Source organism: Azospirillum ramasamyi (assembly GCF_003233655.1).
GTDB classification, from domain to species: domain Bacteria; phylum Pseudomonadota; class Alphaproteobacteria; order Azospirillales; family Azospirillaceae; genus Azospirillum; species Azospirillum ramasamyi.
The window spans coordinates 235497-250751 of the sequence record NZ_CP029829.1 but is presented as its reverse complement, the minus strand read 5'-3'; the positions used below and the strand labels follow the sequence as shown (position 1 = coordinate 250751).

At 69.6% G+C, this 15255-nt stretch carries 12 protein-coding genes; 3 read left to right on the top strand and 9 right to left on the bottom strand.

The genetic code is table 11. The features are described 5' to 3' along the window. Position 1: 1 nt before the first annotated feature. The 8 genes from DM194_RS01105 to ykgO all read right to left on the bottom strand — a co-directional run bounded on the left by DM194_RS01105 (position 2) and on the right by ykgO (position 10395). Positions 2 to 1318, bottom strand: a complete 1317-nt coding sequence (locus DM194_RS01105) for a hydroxyacid-oxoacid transhydrogenase (protein ID WP_111065545.1) — start codon at positions 1316 to 1318, stop codon at positions 2 to 4. A gap of 83 nt (positions 1319 to 1401) precedes the next feature. Further along, a complete protein-coding gene (locus DM194_RS01100; protein ID WP_111065544.1) occupies positions 1402 to 4158 on the bottom strand; it encodes a DUF2339 domain-containing protein in 2757 nt (918 codons plus the stop codon). Positions 4159 to 4273: 115 nt separating this feature from the next. Continuing rightward, positions 4274 to 5014, bottom strand: coding sequence for a DUF72 domain-containing protein (locus tag DM194_RS01095; RefSeq protein ID WP_111065543.1), 741 nt, complete (start codon positions 5012 to 5014; stop codon positions 4274 to 4276). Between the two features lie 98 nt (positions 5015 to 5112). Then, positions 5113 to 5820 (bottom strand): phosphatidylcholine synthase, encoded by a 708-nt coding sequence (gene pcsA / locus DM194_RS01090; protein WP_111065542.1) that lies wholly within the window; start codon positions 5818 to 5820, stop codon positions 5113 to 5115. A 212-nt stretch (positions 5821 to 6032) separates the two neighbouring features. Beyond that, positions 6033 to 7358 carry a glycolate oxidase subunit GlcF gene (glcF, locus tag DM194_RS01085; RefSeq protein WP_111065541.1) on the bottom strand — a complete coding sequence of 442 codons (1326 nt, stop codon included), beginning with the start codon at positions 7356 to 7358 and terminating at the stop codon, positions 6033 to 6035. Between the two features lie 17 nt (positions 7359 to 7375). Beyond that, positions 7376 to 8557 carry a glycolate oxidase subunit GlcE gene (gene glcE / locus DM194_RS01080; RefSeq protein ID WP_111065540.1) on the bottom strand — a complete coding sequence of 394 codons (1182 nt, stop codon included), beginning with the start codon at positions 8555 to 8557 and terminating at the stop codon, positions 7376 to 7378. A 16-nt stretch (positions 8558 to 8573) separates the two neighbouring features. Further along, positions 8574 to 10061 (bottom strand): FAD-linked oxidase C-terminal domain-containing protein, encoded by a 1488-nt coding sequence (locus tag DM194_RS01075; RefSeq protein WP_111065539.1) that lies wholly within the window; start codon positions 10059 to 10061, stop codon positions 8574 to 8576. Positions 10062 to 10269: 208 nt separating this feature from the next. Further along, positions 10270 to 10395: a type B 50S ribosomal protein L36 gene (gene ykgO / locus DM194_RS01070; RefSeq protein ID WP_012973122.1), complete on the bottom strand. Its 126-nt coding sequence runs from the start codon at positions 10393 to 10395 to the stop codon at positions 10270 to 10272. Positions 10396 to 11063: 668 nt separating this feature from the next. Between ykgO and DM194_RS01065 the strand changes: the two genes are divergently transcribed. Next, entirely contained in the window at positions 11064 to 12032 is a 969-nt protein-coding gene (locus tag DM194_RS01065) for a tripartite tricarboxylate transporter substrate binding protein (RefSeq protein ID WP_111065538.1), read from the top strand. Between the two features lie 89 nt (positions 12033 to 12121). Here DM194_RS01065 and DM194_RS01060 read toward each other — a convergent pair whose 3' ends face one another. Then, on the bottom strand, positions 12122 to 13216 hold the full coding sequence (locus tag DM194_RS01060) for a tripartite tricarboxylate transporter substrate binding protein (RefSeq protein ID WP_342792444.1): 1095 nt from the start codon (positions 13214 to 13216) through the stop codon (positions 12122 to 12124). 300 nt (positions 13217 to 13516) lie between these two features. On the opposite strand from DM194_RS01060, the gene DM194_RS01055 reads away from it, so the two are divergent. Beyond that, the gene (locus DM194_RS01055; protein WP_111065536.1) at positions 13517 to 14185 is read left to right on the top strand and encodes a 4-carboxy-4-hydroxy-2-oxoadipate aldolase/oxaloacetate decarboxylase; all 669 of its coding nucleotides are present in this window, start codon (positions 13517 to 13519) and stop codon (positions 14183 to 14185) included. Between the two features lie 28 nt (positions 14186 to 14213). Then, positions 14214 to 15167 carry a hydroxyacid dehydrogenase gene (locus DM194_RS01050; RefSeq protein ID WP_111065535.1) on the top strand — a complete coding sequence of 318 codons (954 nt, stop codon included), beginning with the start codon at positions 14214 to 14216 and terminating at the stop codon, positions 15165 to 15167. Positions 15168 to 15255 lie beyond the last annotated feature (88 nt).

The window sequence follows — 15255 nt, the reverse complement described above, 5'->3', positions numbered from 1 at the left end:
CTCACCAGTAGCGCATCGCATCCGCATAGAGCCCGCGCAGGTCGTCCTCCGACACCGGGCGCGGGGCGATGGTCAGCAGGCGTTGCTGGGCGGCGGCTCCCCTGACCAGACCCGGAATGTCGGCCTCGCCGTAGCCAAGCGCCGACAGGCCGTTGGGCAGGCCGGTGGCGCGCATCATCGAGATCAGCCGGGTCGCCAGCAACTCGCCGCCATCCTCCGGCGAGGCGCCGCGCACGTCCGCCCCCAGCGCCTCGGCGGCGCGCAGATGGGCCTCGGGCGCCGCCGGGCCGGTGAAGCGGAAGGCGGCGGGGGCGTTCAGCACCACGGAGATGCCGTGCGGCACCATCGGGTCCACCGTCTCGTAGCCCGTCGCGGTGAAGCTGTGGTTCATCCCCGCCACCGAATAGGACATGGCGTGCGGGATGTGGACGCCGGCATTGCCGAAGGCCAGACCGGCCAGCGTCGCCGCGAACATCAGGGCGTCGCGCGCCTCCGCGCAATCCGGGTCGTTGACCGCCTGTTCCAGCCATTGCCCGCCCAGCCGGATCGCCTGGAGGCTGCCGATGTCCGACCACGGGTTGGCGCCCTGGTAGGGCGGACGCGCCGTCGGCTGCTCGGGGCGCGGGCGCGAGCGGAAGGGCCGCGCGGTGTGGCTCTCGATGGCATGGGTCAGCACGTCGAAGCCGGTGGCGGCGATGGCGCCGGGCGGCAGGCTGTCGATGGTGCGGGGATCGACGACGGCAAGGCTCGGCCGCAGGAAGCGCGACGAGATGCCGGTCTTCACCTGCTTTTCCACATGGTCGAAGATGGCGACGCCGGTGGTTTCGCTGCCGGTGCCGCAGGTGGTCGGGCAGGCGATGTGCGGCTTGACCGGGCCGGGGACCGGGATGCCCTCCCCCAGCGGCTTGTTGACGTAGGCGAGAAAATCGGCCGGATGGGTGGCGTAGAGGTTCGCCGCCTTGGCGGTGTCGATCACCGATCCGCCGCCGATGGAGACATAGCCGTCGAAGCCGCCGTCCCGCGCGAAATCGGCGGCGTCTAGGAAGGAGGCGCTGGTCGGCTCCACCCGGCAGCGGTCGTAGACCACCGGATCCATGCCGGCCCGCTTCAGCGAGTCGAGCGCCATGGCGAAGGGCGCCGTCGCGGCGACGCGCGGATCGGTGAACAGCGCCACCCGCGTCATGCCGAGCGACACCGCGTCGCCGCCCAGCTCGGCCAGCATGCCGGGGCCGAACTTCATCCGCGCCGCCTCGACGGTGAAGCCCTCCTCGCCGTCGGGCAGGATGGGATAGGCGTTGCCGTGCGTTTCGCTTGCCATGAGCGCTGCTCCTCCGGTGATGCCGGGCCGGGTTCATCCCTGGCCCATCCTTCACCGTATGGGAGCGTTCCCGGCGCGGCCTGTCAATGAATCCGTTGGTCCAACGGATTGTCGGCGGGCGGGCGCAGAAGGCGCTGGTACAGCCAGCCGATGCCGACCAGCGAGACGCCGAGGCCGAGGAAGGAGGCGACGCGGTACATCCCCTCCAGGTCCGACATGTCGCTGAGGAACACCTTGGCGACCACCGCCAGCACCAGAACCAGCCCGGCATGACGCATCCAGCCCCAGCCGAAGCGGATGCCCGCCACCAGCATCGCCACCGCGAACAGCAGGAAGCCGACGGAATAGCTGTACCATTCGGCATCCGACATGCCGTAGCCGCTCAGCACCGGCCCCTGGAAGGCGCGGCGGATCTCCAGCGCGAGGTTGGCGGCGATCAGCAGCATCGGCAGGACCGGCGCGGCGCTCCGCAGCACGCGCGACGGCGGCGGATCGTACCACAGGTAGAGCAGCAGCAGCACGGCCGGCGCGCCATAGGCCAGCAGCAGCCGGTTGACCACCGGCCAGCTGCCGACCCATTCGAAATTCCACAGCGGGTTCAGCCCCAGCAGTTGCAGGAAGAAGGCGGTGGCCGCGGCCAGCAGGACCAGCAGGCGCCGGCCCCACACCGCCACGGGCCGCGCGCTCCACCGCCGGTCCGCCGCCAGCAGAAGGGCGAGCCCCAGCCAGGACAGGGTGTGCAGCGCCACCTCGGTCAGGCCGGACGGCGCCGCCTCCAGGCTGCCGGCCATCCAGCGATGGATGCCCAGCGACAGCATCAGGGTGGTGAAGATCAGGGCGCCGGCCTCCAGCACCATCACCACCAGATCGTCGCCGCTTCCAATGTTTCCCTGGGCATCCGGCGCCGTCCTCATCAGGCGCGCCGCCACCAGGAAGCCCAGCGCCGGCAGGCCATAGCCGTAGGCGATCCAGGCATAGCCTTGGTAATCCAGCACATAGGGGTTGATCGCCAGGCGCACCAGCACGGCGGCCGCCACCAGCAGCGCGACCCCGCGCAGTTCGCGCAGGTTCATCCGCCGCTCCAGCCAGGCCAGCACCGGCACCTGCGCCGCAAGCGCCACGGTCAGCCACGCCTCCTGCAGGGTCATGGTGGCGCCCAGCGCGATGGCGCCGCTCGCCCCGGCGGCGAAGGCGGCCAGCCCGAGCGCGGCCCCAGGCCGGTGGCGGTGGCGGGCCAGCGGTGTGGTGCCGGCGACCAGCAGGGCCGCCAGCGCGAGGGCCGCGGCCGGCCAGCCGATGGCGGTCTCCGGCGGCGTCACCTGGGCATAGGCCAGCGTCAGCAGGGCGAGCGGCGCCAGGGCCGACAGCGACGCCCACAGCGCCGCCCGGCGGGCGCCCCACAGCGCGGCGAAACCGCCGATGCCGAACAGCGCCGCGAAGCCGCCCGCCACCCACAGGAAGCGAGCGACCTCCGCCGGGTAGCCGGCCGGATCGGCAACGATCAGCGGCTGGCCCTCCGCAGTCAGCGGCGGCGGGCCGGACGGGACATAGGGCAGGCTCCAGGGCGCCAGCGACAGCAGCACCGTCAGCGCCGCGATCCAGGCGGCCCCGGCGATCCGCTCGGTGCGCCGGCCGGCGGCCATGGCGAGGAGCGCGAACAGGGTGAGGACGGCCAGCGACACGGCGTCGTGACCGTCGCTCCAGGTCACGGCGGCGACCAGCACCCCGAACGCCTGCATCGCCGTCATCGCCAGCCGGTCGGCGGGGTGGCGCCGCTTGCGCCGGATCCAGTCGGGCAGCGCCCGGCGCCAGCCGGTGGCGGGGGCCGGCTCCGCCAGCCGGTCCTCCGCGGTGCCCGCGACCACGCCCAGCATGGCCGGAACAAGGAAGAGGGCCGAGGTCAGCAGCAGGTAGATGCCGGTCGGCAGCGCGTCGCCGCTGCGCCACGGGTCGATCATCCACACCAGCGGCCAGAGCGCCGCGCCGGCCAGCGCTCCCCAGCCGAGCCAGTGCCAGCGGCGATACAGCACCACCGCCATGCCGGCGCCGTTCAGCGCCAGCAGATAGGCGAACAGGCCCCAGGCGTCGGGGTTGTCGGACGGTATCAGCAGCGGCGTGACATAGCCGGCCAGCAGCCCCAACGCGGCGATGAACGGCCCCTGCAGCAGCGACAGCCCGATGCCGACCAGCGACAGCGCCGCCAGCAGAGCGAAGGCGACCAGCGGAGCGAACAGGTCGAACAGGGCGAAGCCGCCATAGACGCTGGCGAAGGCGGTGAACAGGCCGGCGGCGGTCAGGGCCGGCGGCACGTAATCGGGGCGGAGCGCCGCGACGGCGCGCTGGGCCGGCCGGCGGCGCAGCCATTCGCCGCCCACCATCAGCCCGAAACCGGCGAGCAGCCCCAGCGCCACCCGCACGCCCGGCCCGAGCCAGCCATGCTCCACCGACAGCTTGATGAAGAAGGCCGCGGCCAGCGCCATGGTGCCGCCGCCGAGCCAGATCAGCCAGCGCGAGGCCAGCGATTCCTCCAGTTCGCGCCAGCCCGCCCGCGCCGGCGCGGCGGGCGGTGTCGCGGCGGGTTCCGGCGACCCCGGCTGCACAGCCTCTTCCGGCGGGGGAGCCGCTTCGGCGGCGAGGACGGGTTCGGGGATTTGCTCGGTCGTGGCTTCGTCAATCGCCCCGGCCTCGGCGGATCGGGATGCCTGCAGGGGGGCGGCGCCGGCCAATGCCCTGTCCAACCGGTCGCGCAACGCGGCGATTTCCGCCTCCTGCACCTTCAGCCGCCGGTCCAGCCGGTGGAAGATGATGCCGGCGATCAGAACGAGGACGACGAACTCCATAACCATACCACCTGCACGCGGTTGCCCCGCCTATTGGGGGCGTTTTGCGGCAAGATAGCCTTGCAACGATGCACTGTCTCGGGCGTGCGGGGGGATTCTCCAATAATAAATGGGCCTATGACGGGGCGCGCAACCGCTCCATCGTCGCCAGCGCGTCGTCCAGGGCGTGGAATTCGGCGGTGTTGTCGAAAACGCACCAGACCGGCCGCGACGCCGCCTCGGCCCGGAGCCGGTCGGTCAGCGCGTCCAACGCCGCCGGCTCGTAGGCGGAGCGGTAGATGACCGGCGATCCGTGCAGCCGCCAGTAGCGCAGGCCGTCCCAGCCGCCGGGCTCGCCGGCCCCCGGCACCGGAGCGGGATCGGCCGCGACACGGGCGACGCGGTGGGCGGCCAGCAGGGAGTCGGCCCCATCGGCGAACCAGGAGGCATGGCGCGGCTCGCACACCACGTCGCCGTCGAAGCGGGCGCGCAGCAGCGCGAAGAAATCCTCGGCCACCGCGCGGTCGAAGCGCAGGCTGGGCGGAAGCTGGACCAGCAGCGGGCCGAAGCGGTCGCCCAGCATCCCCGCTTCGGACAGGAAGCGGTCGAGCGCCGCGTCGGCGCCGGCCAGCCGGGCCTCGTGGCTGATCGCCTTGGGCAGTTTGACCGCGAAGCGGAAATCGGGCGGGGTGGAGGCGGCCCAGCGCGCCCAGGTCTCGGGCTTGTGCGGACGGTAGAAGCTGCTGTTCACCTCGGTCATCGCCATGACGCGGGCGGTGCGCTCCAGATGGGTGCCGTCGGCGGGAAAGGCCGGGGCGGACGGCTTGGGGATGCTCCAGCCGGCGGTGCCGATCCGGATCGGATGAGCCGTGGCCAAGGCGGAATCCTCTCTGCTGCGCCGGGTGTGCCGTTGGACTTGCCGTCCAGGCAACGCCCGTCACGCAAAGCTGTTCCCCAACCCGGGAATTCCGCGGATCAGGGGCCGCGCAGGCTCCGCCAGGCGCAGACGGCGGCGTAATAGACCGAGGTCGCCAGCCACAGGCCGAACAGCCAGCCCGGACGCGCCGGCTCCAGCACCACGAGCGCGATGCAGCAGAGCAGCCAGACCGAGGTCACCGCGATGTTCAGCGGCATCAGCGCCTTGACCCGGAAGGGATGGAGGAACTTGACCGTGGTGAAGGTCAGCACCCCCAGCACCACCACCACCGCCGCGTTGAACCAGGGATTGAGGTCGAGCAGCCAGAGATAGAGGGCGACGACGTTCCAGATCGCCGGGAAGCCGACGAAGTAATTGTCGCCGCTCTTCATCCCGACATTGGCGAAGCAGTAGAGCGAGGTCAGCAGGATCCAGGCGGCCAGCCCGATGCTGATCAGCCCGTCCGGCAGCAGGCCGAAGCGGTGCATGAACACCGCCGGCACCACGACATAGGTCAGGTAGTCGATGACGAGGTCCAGCGCCGAGCCGTCGATACCCGGCAGCACCTGCTTGACCGAGACGCGGCGGGCCAGCGTGCCGTCGACGCCGTCGACGACCAGCGCGATGCCCAGCCACATCAGGCACAGCTTCGCATCGCCCGCCGCCGCCGCCAGCAGGCCGAGCAGCCCGAGAACGGCGCCGCTGGCCGTGAAGATGTGGACGCCCCAGGCCGACAGGCGGTGAGTGATTCCGTAGCCGGCGCTCATGCCGATGTTTTCCGTGGGTGGCGAGGAGGGCGGTGGCAAGGACAAGGCGATGACCTGAACGGAATGGGGCTGGGACGGAAGGCGGTGAAGCGGGCGGATCTTCTGACACAGATGAACGCAGATAAACACAGAATTGTGGGGGTATGAAACCCCCCGGCTCCGCCCGCGCCGGCCGGCCCCTCCGCCGTCCCTTCCTTATCCCAGGGCGGATGTCAGGCCGCCCGCGCGCCGTCCTGCCGGAAGGCCGCCCGCCCGGCCAGCGCGTCCGGCATCGGGCCGCCGGTCGCCCAGTCCAGCAACTCCACCGTGTGGACCACCGGAAGGCCGGTGCCGGACGCGATCTGGGTGATGCAGCCGAGATTGCCGGCCGCCACCGCCTGCGCCTGGGTGCTTTCGATCGCCGCGACCTTGCGGTCGCGCAGTTCCCCCGCCAGCTCGGGCTGCAGCATGTTGTAGGTGCCCGCCGATCCGCAGCAGAGATGCGCGTCGGGGATCTCCTTCACCAGGAAGCCGGCGGCGCGCAGCAGGGCGCGCGGCGGCTCCTTGATGCGCTGGCCGTGCTGCATGGAACAGGCGGAGTGGTAGGCGACCGCCTGCCCGGTCTCCACCACCGGGCGCGCCAGCCCGATTTCGTCCATCAGTTCGGTCACGTCCTTGGCGAGAGCCGCCACCCGCGCCGCCTTGTCGGCATAGGCGGAGTCCTCGCGGAACATGTGGCCGTAATCCTTCACGCTGGTGCCGCAGCCCGACGCGTTGATGACGATGGCGTCCAGCCCCTCCCCTTCGATCTCCCGGGTCCAGGCGTCGATGGTCTTCTTCGCGGCGGCGTGGGCGAGATCCTCCTTGCCCATATGGTGCGTCAGGGCGCCGCAGCAGTCGGCGCCCTTGGACACCACCACCTCGACGCCGTGGCGGGTCAGCAGGCGGATGGTCGCCTCGTTGATCTGCGGGGCCAGCACCTGCTGGGCGCAGCCGATCAGCAGGGCGACGCGCCGCTTGCGCGGCCCCTGCGCCGGGTGAACGCCGGGCCGGTCGCTGTAGCTCGGCGCCGGAACGCTGGCCGGGGTCAGCGCCAGCATGGCCGATAGCCGCTTGGGCAGCATGGCGCGGAACGGCCGGCCGACGGACGCCCCCAGCAGGGCCAGCCGGAACAGCCGCGGGTTGGGCAGCACCCGCGCGATCACGTGGCGCACCGCCCGGTCGGCGGGCGGGCGGGTGTGGGTCGCCTCGATATGGGCGCGGGCGTGATCGACCAGATGCATGTAATGGACGCCCGACGGGCAGGTCGTCATGCAGGACAGGCAGGACAGGCAGCGGTCGATGTGCTTGACCGTGCTGTCGGGCGGCGGCCCGCCCTTCTCCAGCATGTCCTTGATCTGGTAGATGCGGCCGCGCGGGCTGTCCAGCTCGTCGCCGAGAATGGTGTAGGTCGGACAGGTCGCGGTGCAGAAGCCGCAATGCACGCATTTGCGCAGGATCTGCTCCGAGTCGCGGATCGCGGCATCGGCAAGCTGGGCCAGCGAGAAGTTCGTTTGCATCGAGTTCGGTCTTCCCGTTACAGCCCCGCATACATGCGGCCGGGGTTGAGGATGCCCTTGGGGTCGAAGCTTTCCTTGACGCGGCGGCTGAGCGCCATCAGCGGCTCGGGCAAGGGCTGGAACACCTCCGTCGCGGCGCGCACCGCCTCCGGCGCCCGCACCAGCGTGGCGTGGCCGCCGGCGGAAAGGGCGCTGCGGATGGTCGCTTCCGAATCGGGCGGCGCGCTCAGCCAGACCAGGCCGCCGCCCCAGTCGTAGAAGACCTCGACGTCGAGCGTGCGGCGGATGGCCTCGACGGTGGACGGGCCGGCGGAGGGGGGGACCGAGAGTTTCCAGAGATGGGGGCCGTCGGCGGCCGCCTCCCCCAACCCCGCCCCGTCCCTCACCTCGCGCCAGAGCGCCAGCGACCCGTCGCGGCCCAGCATCTCATCGGCCCGCAGTTCCTCGCGCAGCATGGTCACGCGCGCGGCGACCGACGGGCCGAAGCCCTCCAGCCGCACCAGCGTCACCGCCCCGCCCGCCCCGGCCACGGCGGACACCCCCGACCGCGCGGCGACCGCCGCCGGCAGATGGGCGGCGCCCGACACCTCGTAGGGGCTGCGCAGCGCGCGGTCGAGCATCGCCACCGCCGCCGCGTCGTCCAGCCCGAACAGCAGCAAGGTCGCGGTGTCCTCCGGCGCCGGCAGCACCTTCACCGTGATCTCGGTCAGCGCAGTCAGCGTGCCGAAGGAACCCGCCATCAGCTTGGGCACATCATAGCCGGTGACGTTCTTCACCACCTTGCCGCCGCCCTTGTAGGCCTCGGCCCGGCCGCTGATGCCGGCGATGCCCAGCGTGTGGTCGCGGGCTGAACCGGCGGAGATGCGCCGCGGCCCGGCCAGCCCGCTGGCGACCAGCCCGCCCAGGGTTCCCCCCTCCGGCGGCTCGAAGGCCAGATGCTGCCCGCGTTCGGCCAGCATGGCGCGGATCAGCTCCATCGGCGTGCCGGCCAGCGCCGTCAGCACCAGCTCCTCCGGCTCATAGGCGATGACGCCCGACAGGCCGGACAGGTCGAGCGCGTGGCCGGCCCGCACCGGGCGGCCCAGTCCGCGGCGGCTGCCGCTGCCGAGAATTTCCAGCGGTTCGCCGGCCGACAGCGCCCAGCGCACCGCGTCGGCCGCCTGCGCGGCATTTTCCGGCTTCATGGTGGTGATGGTCATGGCGAGCGGCGGCCCTTCAGAAGCGCGGGATGTCGGGGAAGCGCAGTTCCCCCTGGTGGACATGCAGCCGGCCGAGCTCGGCGCAGCGGTGCAGCGTGGGGAAGACCTTGCCGGGGTTCAGCAGACCGTCGGGGTCGAAGGCGCATTTCAGCCGCTGCTGCTGCTGCAGGTCGGCCTCGTCGAACTGGTCGGTCATCAGGTCGCGCTTCTCGACGCCCACCCCATGCTCGCCGGTCAGTACGCCGCCGACCTCGACGCACAGGCGCAGGATGTCGTTGCCGAACGCCTCCGCCGCCTCCAGTTCGCCCGGCTTGTTGGCGTCGTAGAGGATCAGCGGGTGCAGGTTGCCGTCGCCGGCATGGAAGACGTTGGCGACGCGCAGGCCGCAGCGGTCCGACATCTCCTGCATCCGCTGGAGCACCAGCGGCAGCGCCTTGCGCGGGATGGTGCCGTCCATGCAGTAGTAATCGGGGCTGATCCGCCCCACCGCCGGGAAGGCGGCCTTGCGCCCGGCCCAGAAGGCCAGCCGCTCCTCCTCGCTCTTCGACACGCGGGCATAGCAGGCGCCCTTGTCGCGGGCGATGGCCTCCACCCGGTCGATCAGGTGGTCGACCTCCGCCGCCGGGCCGTCCAGCTCGACGATCAGCAGAGCCTCGACATCCAGCGGGTAGCCGGCATGGACGAAGGCCTCCGCCGCGTGGATGGCCGGGCGGTCCATCATCTCCATGCCGCCGGGGATGATGCCGGCGGCGATGATCGCCGCCACGCAGTCGCCGCCCTGCTCGCTGCTGGGAAAGCCGAGCAGCACCGCGCGGGCGGTCGCCGGCTTCTTCAGGATGCGCACCGTGACCTCGGTCACCACGCCCAGCAGCCCTTCCGACCCGGTGACGATGCCCATCAGGTCGTAGCCGCCGGCGTCCAGATGCTTGCCGCCCAGCCGCAGGATGGTGCCGTCCATCAGCACCATCTCCAGCCCCAGCACGTTGTTGGTGGTCAGCCCGTATTTCAGGCAGTGAACGCCGCCGGAATTCTCGGCGATGTTGCCGCCGATGGTGCAGGCGATCTGGCTGGACGGATCGGGGGCGTAATAGAAGCCCTCATGGGCGACCGCGTTGGAGATGCCGAGGTTGGTCACCCCCGGCTGCACGGTGACGCAGCGATTCGCGTAGTCGATGTCGAGGATGCGCTTGAACTTGCCCATGCCGAGCAGCACGCCGTCGGCCAGCGGCAGCGCGCCGCCCGACAGCGAGGTGCCGGCGCCGCGCGGCACCACCTTCACCCCCATCGCCTTGCAGGTCTGCAGGATCCGGGACACCTGCTCCACCGTGCTGGGCAGCACGGCGACCATCGGCAATTGGCGGTAGGCGGTCAGGCCGTCGCATTCATAGGCGCGCAGTTCGTTCTCGTCGACGATCACGCCTTCGCCGGGAACGATGGCGCGCAGCGCCTCCACGATCTCCCGGCGGCGGGCGATCACCCCGCTGTCCGGCACCGGCATCTTCATTGCGGACGGTCCTTATCCCGTTGCGGCGAACTTGTCCGCCACACGTACCATCCGCCGCGATCCCAATACAAGACGGCGCCGCTTCCTATGAGGGCGGCCTGAAAACGCAAGAGCCGCACCCGAAGGCGCGGCTCTTGCGTAAACACCCGATGACGGAGAGGCTGGGCGCGATGCCCGGCCTCGCAGTCGATCGATCCTTACGGATCGATCAGCCCTGGCGGGCCTTGAAACGGGGGTTCTGCTTGTTGATGACGTAGACGCGGCCCTTGCGGCGGATCACGCGGCAGGCCTTGTGGCGCGTCTTCATCGACTTCAGGGAGTTGACGATTTTCATGATGCTGTTCCTGAACGCTCGGCGGCTCGATTGAAGGCGCGCACCATAGTGCGGTGCCCACCGACTGTCAACGCCTGGGAATGCCCCGGATCGATGGCTATCGACGACCGCCTTTTTGCGCCGCGTCCGCATCAGCGGAACGAGAAGCGCGGGAGGTGGAGAATGTGGTGCGTATCATAAAGACGTAATACCATTATATGTTCTCCAATAAAGAGAAATTTTATAGACGCTCCGGCAAATCGTATGGAAGATATACAACTTCGCGTTAGACGCCGCCGACGGGTGGCGAGCGCAAGACGACTATCCGTCAGCGATTCTCGACTTGCCTTGCGCAAACAGAATCCAACAAAATTTGCGCGTTACCCGAACCAATACGCAGTATTTATTTAATGAACCACATTACATTCACCAATCCTCCCCAATATTCTGCGGTGTATTGACGCGACGCCGCGAAATCGTATGCTGCGCCATTGAAGGTCTGTTCTTGCTGATGTAGGAACATCCTCAGATATTCAGCGGCGTTAAGGCCGGCATCCCTCGCGATTACAGCCGAACCTGTCGGAATGGCTGCCGATCCGCGCCGTGCCGGGCCGGCGCAGCCCTAGTTCCGCGCGTGGCGGGCCGACTCCGGTCCGCCCCCGCGTGGCGCATCATCACAAGGGGGGATCATGAAGTTCTGGAAGTCTCTGACCCTGGCGGCTGCGGCCGGCGCGATGTTCATGTCGGCCACGAACGCCGAGGCGGCCTATCCGGAGAAGCCGGTCACGGTGATCGTGGCCTTCGGCGCCGGCGGCGGCACCGACCTGCTGATTCGCGCCCTGGCGCCCTTCCTTGAGAAGCAGCTGGGCGACGGCGCCCGGGTCGAGGTGGTGAACAAGCCGGGCGCCGGCGGCGAGATCGGTTTCGCCGCCATCGCCGACTCGGCCCCCGACGGCTACACCATCGGCGCCATCAACTCGCCCAACGTCAACGCCATCCCGATCGAACGCCAGGCCCGCTACTCGCTGGACCGGCTCGACCCGCTCTACAACCTGGTCGACGATCCCAGCTCCTTCGCGGTCCACAACGAAGGGCAGTTCAAGACGCTGGCCGACGTGGTGACCTTCGCCAAGGCCAACCCCAACGGCGTGACGGTCGGCACCACCGGCATCGGATCGGACGACCATCTGGCGATGCTGGTGTTCCAGCGCCAGGCCGGCGTGACCTTCACCCATGTGCCGTTCCAGGGCTCCGCCGCCAACGAGGCGGCGCTGGCCAACAAGAAGATCATGCTGAGCGCCGTGAACATCGGCGAGGCGATGCAGTACAAGCAGAAGGATCCCATCGCCGTCCTGGGCGTGATGGCCGAGAAGAAGGTGGAGCAGGCTCCCGACGTCGCGACCTTCAAGGAGCAGGGCTTCAACGCGCTGATGTCGTCGCTGCGCGGCATCGCCGCTCCGAAGGGGCTGCCGCCGGACGTCCGCACCAAGCTGGTCGACGCGCTGGACAAGGCCGCCAACGATCCGGGCTTCCAGGCCAAGGCGAAGGAGCTGTACCAGCCGATCCGCCTGCTGCCGCCGGAGAAGTATGCCGCCGAACTGGCCGACTCGACCAAGGAACTGCGCGAGCTGTGGGCCACGAACCCCTGGCTGAAGTAAGCCTTTGCACCGACGGAAAGGGCGCCGGCCAATGGCCGGCGCCCTTTTTCATGTCCGCATGACCGTCTCGCCGACCCGTGCGGCGATCGTCATTTCAGCCAGGGCGTTTCCTTCCACATGGCGCGGAAGGTCGCCTCCTGGGTCTTCAACTCCTCCGCATACTGATCGGGGGGCAGCAGGCGCAGCGGCTGATAGGCCTTGCGGGCGATCTCCTGGAACTCCGGGTGCAGCACGGCCTTGCCGATGGCATCCACCAGCTTGGCGCGGATGTCCGGCGGCAGCCCGACCGGTGCGGCAAGACCGCGCAGCGACGCCATCTTCACGTCGAACCCCTGTTCCTTGAAGGACGGCACGTCGGCGGCCTGGACCGACCGCTCCTCGGTCATCACGCCCAGGATGCGGATGGGATCGCCTTCGCGCGCCCGCGCCGATTCGCCGATGTTCATCGAGGTCACCTGGATGTGCCGCCCCAGAAGCGCGCGGTGGGCGTCGGCGCTGCCCGGAAAGGGCACATGGGTCAGGCGGGTCTGGGTCAGGCGCTGGAACATCAGCATCGCCAGATGGTCGTCCGATCCGATGCCGGTGGTGCCGACCGTCACGCTGTTGGGGTTGGCCTTGGCGAAGGCGGCGACGTCGGCCAGCGTCTGATGGGGGCTGTCCTTGTGGACGACGAAGGAGCCGGGATCGTCGACCAGGTTGTAGAGCGGGTCGAGCCGGTCCAGCGAAAAGCGGGCCTGGCGTTCGATCGGGATCGTCACGACGTTGGGCGAGTTGATCAGCCCGATGGTGTAGCCGTCCGGTGCGGCGTCGGCGATGGCGGCGAAGCCGATCTCGCCGCCGGCACCGGGACGGTTCATCACGATGACGCGGGTGGTGCCGCCCAATTCCTTCTCGATGAAGGGGGCGAGCGAGCGGACGATGAAGTCGGAGCCGCCGCCGGCCGCATAGCCGACGATCAGGGTGATCGGCTTCTCAGGATAGGCCGCCCAGGCCGCGCCCGGCCCCGCCAGCCCGAAGGCCGCGGCCAGCGCGGAGGCGGCGATCCCGGCGGCGCCGGCCAGGCGGGCGGCCAGCCGGGCGGCACGCCGCCGCAGCACGCGCGACAGGCCCCCGAACCGTCCGGCTCCGGCCGGACCGGCGGCCGCTCCTGTCGATCCAGCCCGCATGGCGGGACGCGCGTTCATATTCATACATGGCCTCCTTCGGTTCGCATCCGCTGTACAGCCGGGACCGTCCCGGAACCGCCGCCAGCCGGACGCCACATCTTTAAATTGCTTTTTATCTATCTTGAGACGCCAACCGGGCGCCTTCTTTCGGCCACCCCATCGTAAAGGCGATTTTTTGTCGATCAACCACCGTTTGGATATTTTCAGCTACGTGTAAATATTCTAATACTTGTTTATCTATCATGGTTCACCCGCCTTGCGGGGAGTTCGGCACAGCGCCGGCCCTGGGGCGATAATTTTCGGAAGGGTGCTCCCGGCATGACCGTTCACAAGGATTTCGTCCGCCCCGACGCCGCGACGGTGGAGGCTCTGCGCGCCCAATCCCCCGCCACCCTGCACGAGGCTATGGGCAAGAAGGGCGCCATGGGCCACCCGATCAAGCCGCTGTTTCCCGGAATGCGGCTGTGCGGGCCGGCGCTGACCGTGTCCTGCGGGCCGACCGACAACCTGATGATCCACATCGCGGTGGCTCTGGCGAAGCCGGGCGACATCCTGGTCGTCGATTTCAAGGCCATGACCGACGCCGGCCCCTGGGGCGACGTGCTGACCGCGTCGGCCATCGCCCGCGGCCTGGGCGGGCTGGTCATCGACGGCTGCGTGCGCGATGCGTCCGCCATCCGCGACATGGGTTTCCCCGTCTTCTGCCGCGGTACCAACATGAAGGGCACCAACAAGACCGACGCCAAGGGCGACGTCAACACGACCATCGTCTGCGGCGGCGTGATGGTGACGGCCGGCGACATCGTGGTCGCCGACGACGACGGCGTGGTGGTGGTGCCCCGCGATCTGGCCGCCGACACGCTGGAGAAGGCCGCCGCCCGCGAGGCCGCGGAAGAGGCCTACCGCCACAAGCTGGAAGCCGGCGAAACGACCATCGAGCTGCTGAACCTGAAGCCCTATCTGGACGCCGCCGGCATCACGCTCTGACTCATCCCTCTTGATCGAGCCTTCCGCCATGCCCGACATCATCATTTCCGAATTCATGCAGCCGAGCGCCGTCGACGATCTGCGCCGCGACTTCGACGTCCATTACGACGAAACGCTCTACAAGCGCCTGGACGAGTTGTATGCGATGGGCGGCACCGCCCGCGCCATCTGCATCCGCAACGAGACGGAGATCCGCGGCGCCTTCTTCGAAGCCTTTCCCAACCTGAAGGCGGTCGGCCGGCTGGGCGTCGGGCTGGACAACATCGACGTGCAGGCCTGCCGGGAACGCGGCATCGCCGTCCTGCCGGCCACCGGCGCCAACGAGGTGTCGGTGGCGGAACTGGCCATCGCCGGCCTGATGATGCTGGTGCGCGGCACCACCTATTTCGCCACGCCCGACGTCGTCGCCGGCAAATGGCCGCGCAGCCGGCTGATCGGGCGCGAGGTATCGGGCAAGACGCTGGGCATTGTCGGCTTCGGCCGCATCGGCCGCCATGTCGCCCGCCGCGCCCAGGGATTGGACATGACGGTGATCGCCGCCGATCCGCACGTGCCGGCCGAGGATCCGGTCTGGGCCCGCATGGGGGTGGAGAAGGTGTCGTTCGACCGCATCTGGGACACCGCCGACGCGCTGTCGCTCCACCTGCCCTACACGCCGGAGACCCACAATCTGGTCAGCGCCGAGGTGATCGCCCGGCTGAAGCCCGGCACCATCCTGGTCAATGTCGCCCGCGGCGGCATCGTCGACGAGGCGGCGCTGGCGGCGGCGCTGAAGGACGGTCATCTCGGCGGCGCCCTGCTGGACGTCTTCGCGACGGAACCGCTGCCGGCCGGCAACCCGTTCCAGGGCGTGCCCAACCTGATCCTGACCCCGCACATCGGCGCCACCACCGACGAGGCGCGCGTCCGCACCGGCCACATGATCGCCGACAATGTCCGCGCCGTGCTGACCGGCACCATCCCGGACACCGCGATCGTCTGATACCGGCAGGCCAATGAATTGACCTTCCGTATTGCGTTCAAACGCCACGCAGGCTTTACCGCGCCAAGGGGCGCGCCGCCGCCGCAGC

Excerpts from the sequence above, each read along its gene's own strand:
- DM194_RS01105 (WP_111065545.1), bottom strand. The coding sequence starts at position 1,318 with ATGGCAAGCGAAACGCACGGCAACGCCTATCCCATCCTGCCCGACGGC.
- DM194_RS01100 (WP_111065544.1), bottom strand. The coding sequence starts at position 4,158 with ATGGAGTTCGTCGTCCTCGTTCTGATCGCCGGCATCATCTTCCACCGG.
- pcsA (WP_111065542.1), bottom strand. The coding sequence starts at position 5,820 with ATGAGCGCCGGCTACGGAATCACTCACCGCCTGTCGGCCTGGGGCGTC.
- glcF (WP_111065541.1), bottom strand. The coding sequence starts at position 7,358 with ATGCAAACGAACTTCTCGCTGGCCCAGCTTGCCGATGCCGCGATCCGC.
- glcE (WP_111065540.1), bottom strand. The coding sequence starts at position 8,557 with ATGACCATCACCACCATGAAGCCGGAAAATGCCGCGCAGGCGGCCGAC.
- DM194_RS01075 (WP_111065539.1), bottom strand. The coding sequence starts at position 10,061 with ATGAAGATGCCGGTGCCGGACAGCGGGGTGATCGCCCGCCGCCGGGAG.
- ykgO (WP_012973122.1), bottom strand. The coding sequence starts at position 10,395 with ATGAAAATCGTCAACTCCCTGAAGTCGATGAAGACGCGCCACAAGGCC.
- DM194_RS01065 (WP_111065538.1), top strand. The coding sequence starts at position 11,064 with ATGAAGTTCTGGAAGTCTCTGACCCTGGCGGCTGCGGCCGGCGCGATG.
- DM194_RS01060 (WP_342792444.1), bottom strand. The coding sequence starts at position 13,216 with ATGAACGCGCGTCCCGCCATGCGGGCTGGATCGACAGGAGCGGCCGCC.
- DM194_RS01055 (WP_111065536.1), top strand. The coding sequence starts at position 13,517 with ATGACCGTTCACAAGGATTTCGTCCGCCCCGACGCCGCGACGGTGGAG.
- DM194_RS01050 (WP_111065535.1), top strand. The coding sequence starts at position 14,214 with ATGCCCGACATCATCATTTCCGAATTCATGCAGCCGAGCGCCGTCGAC.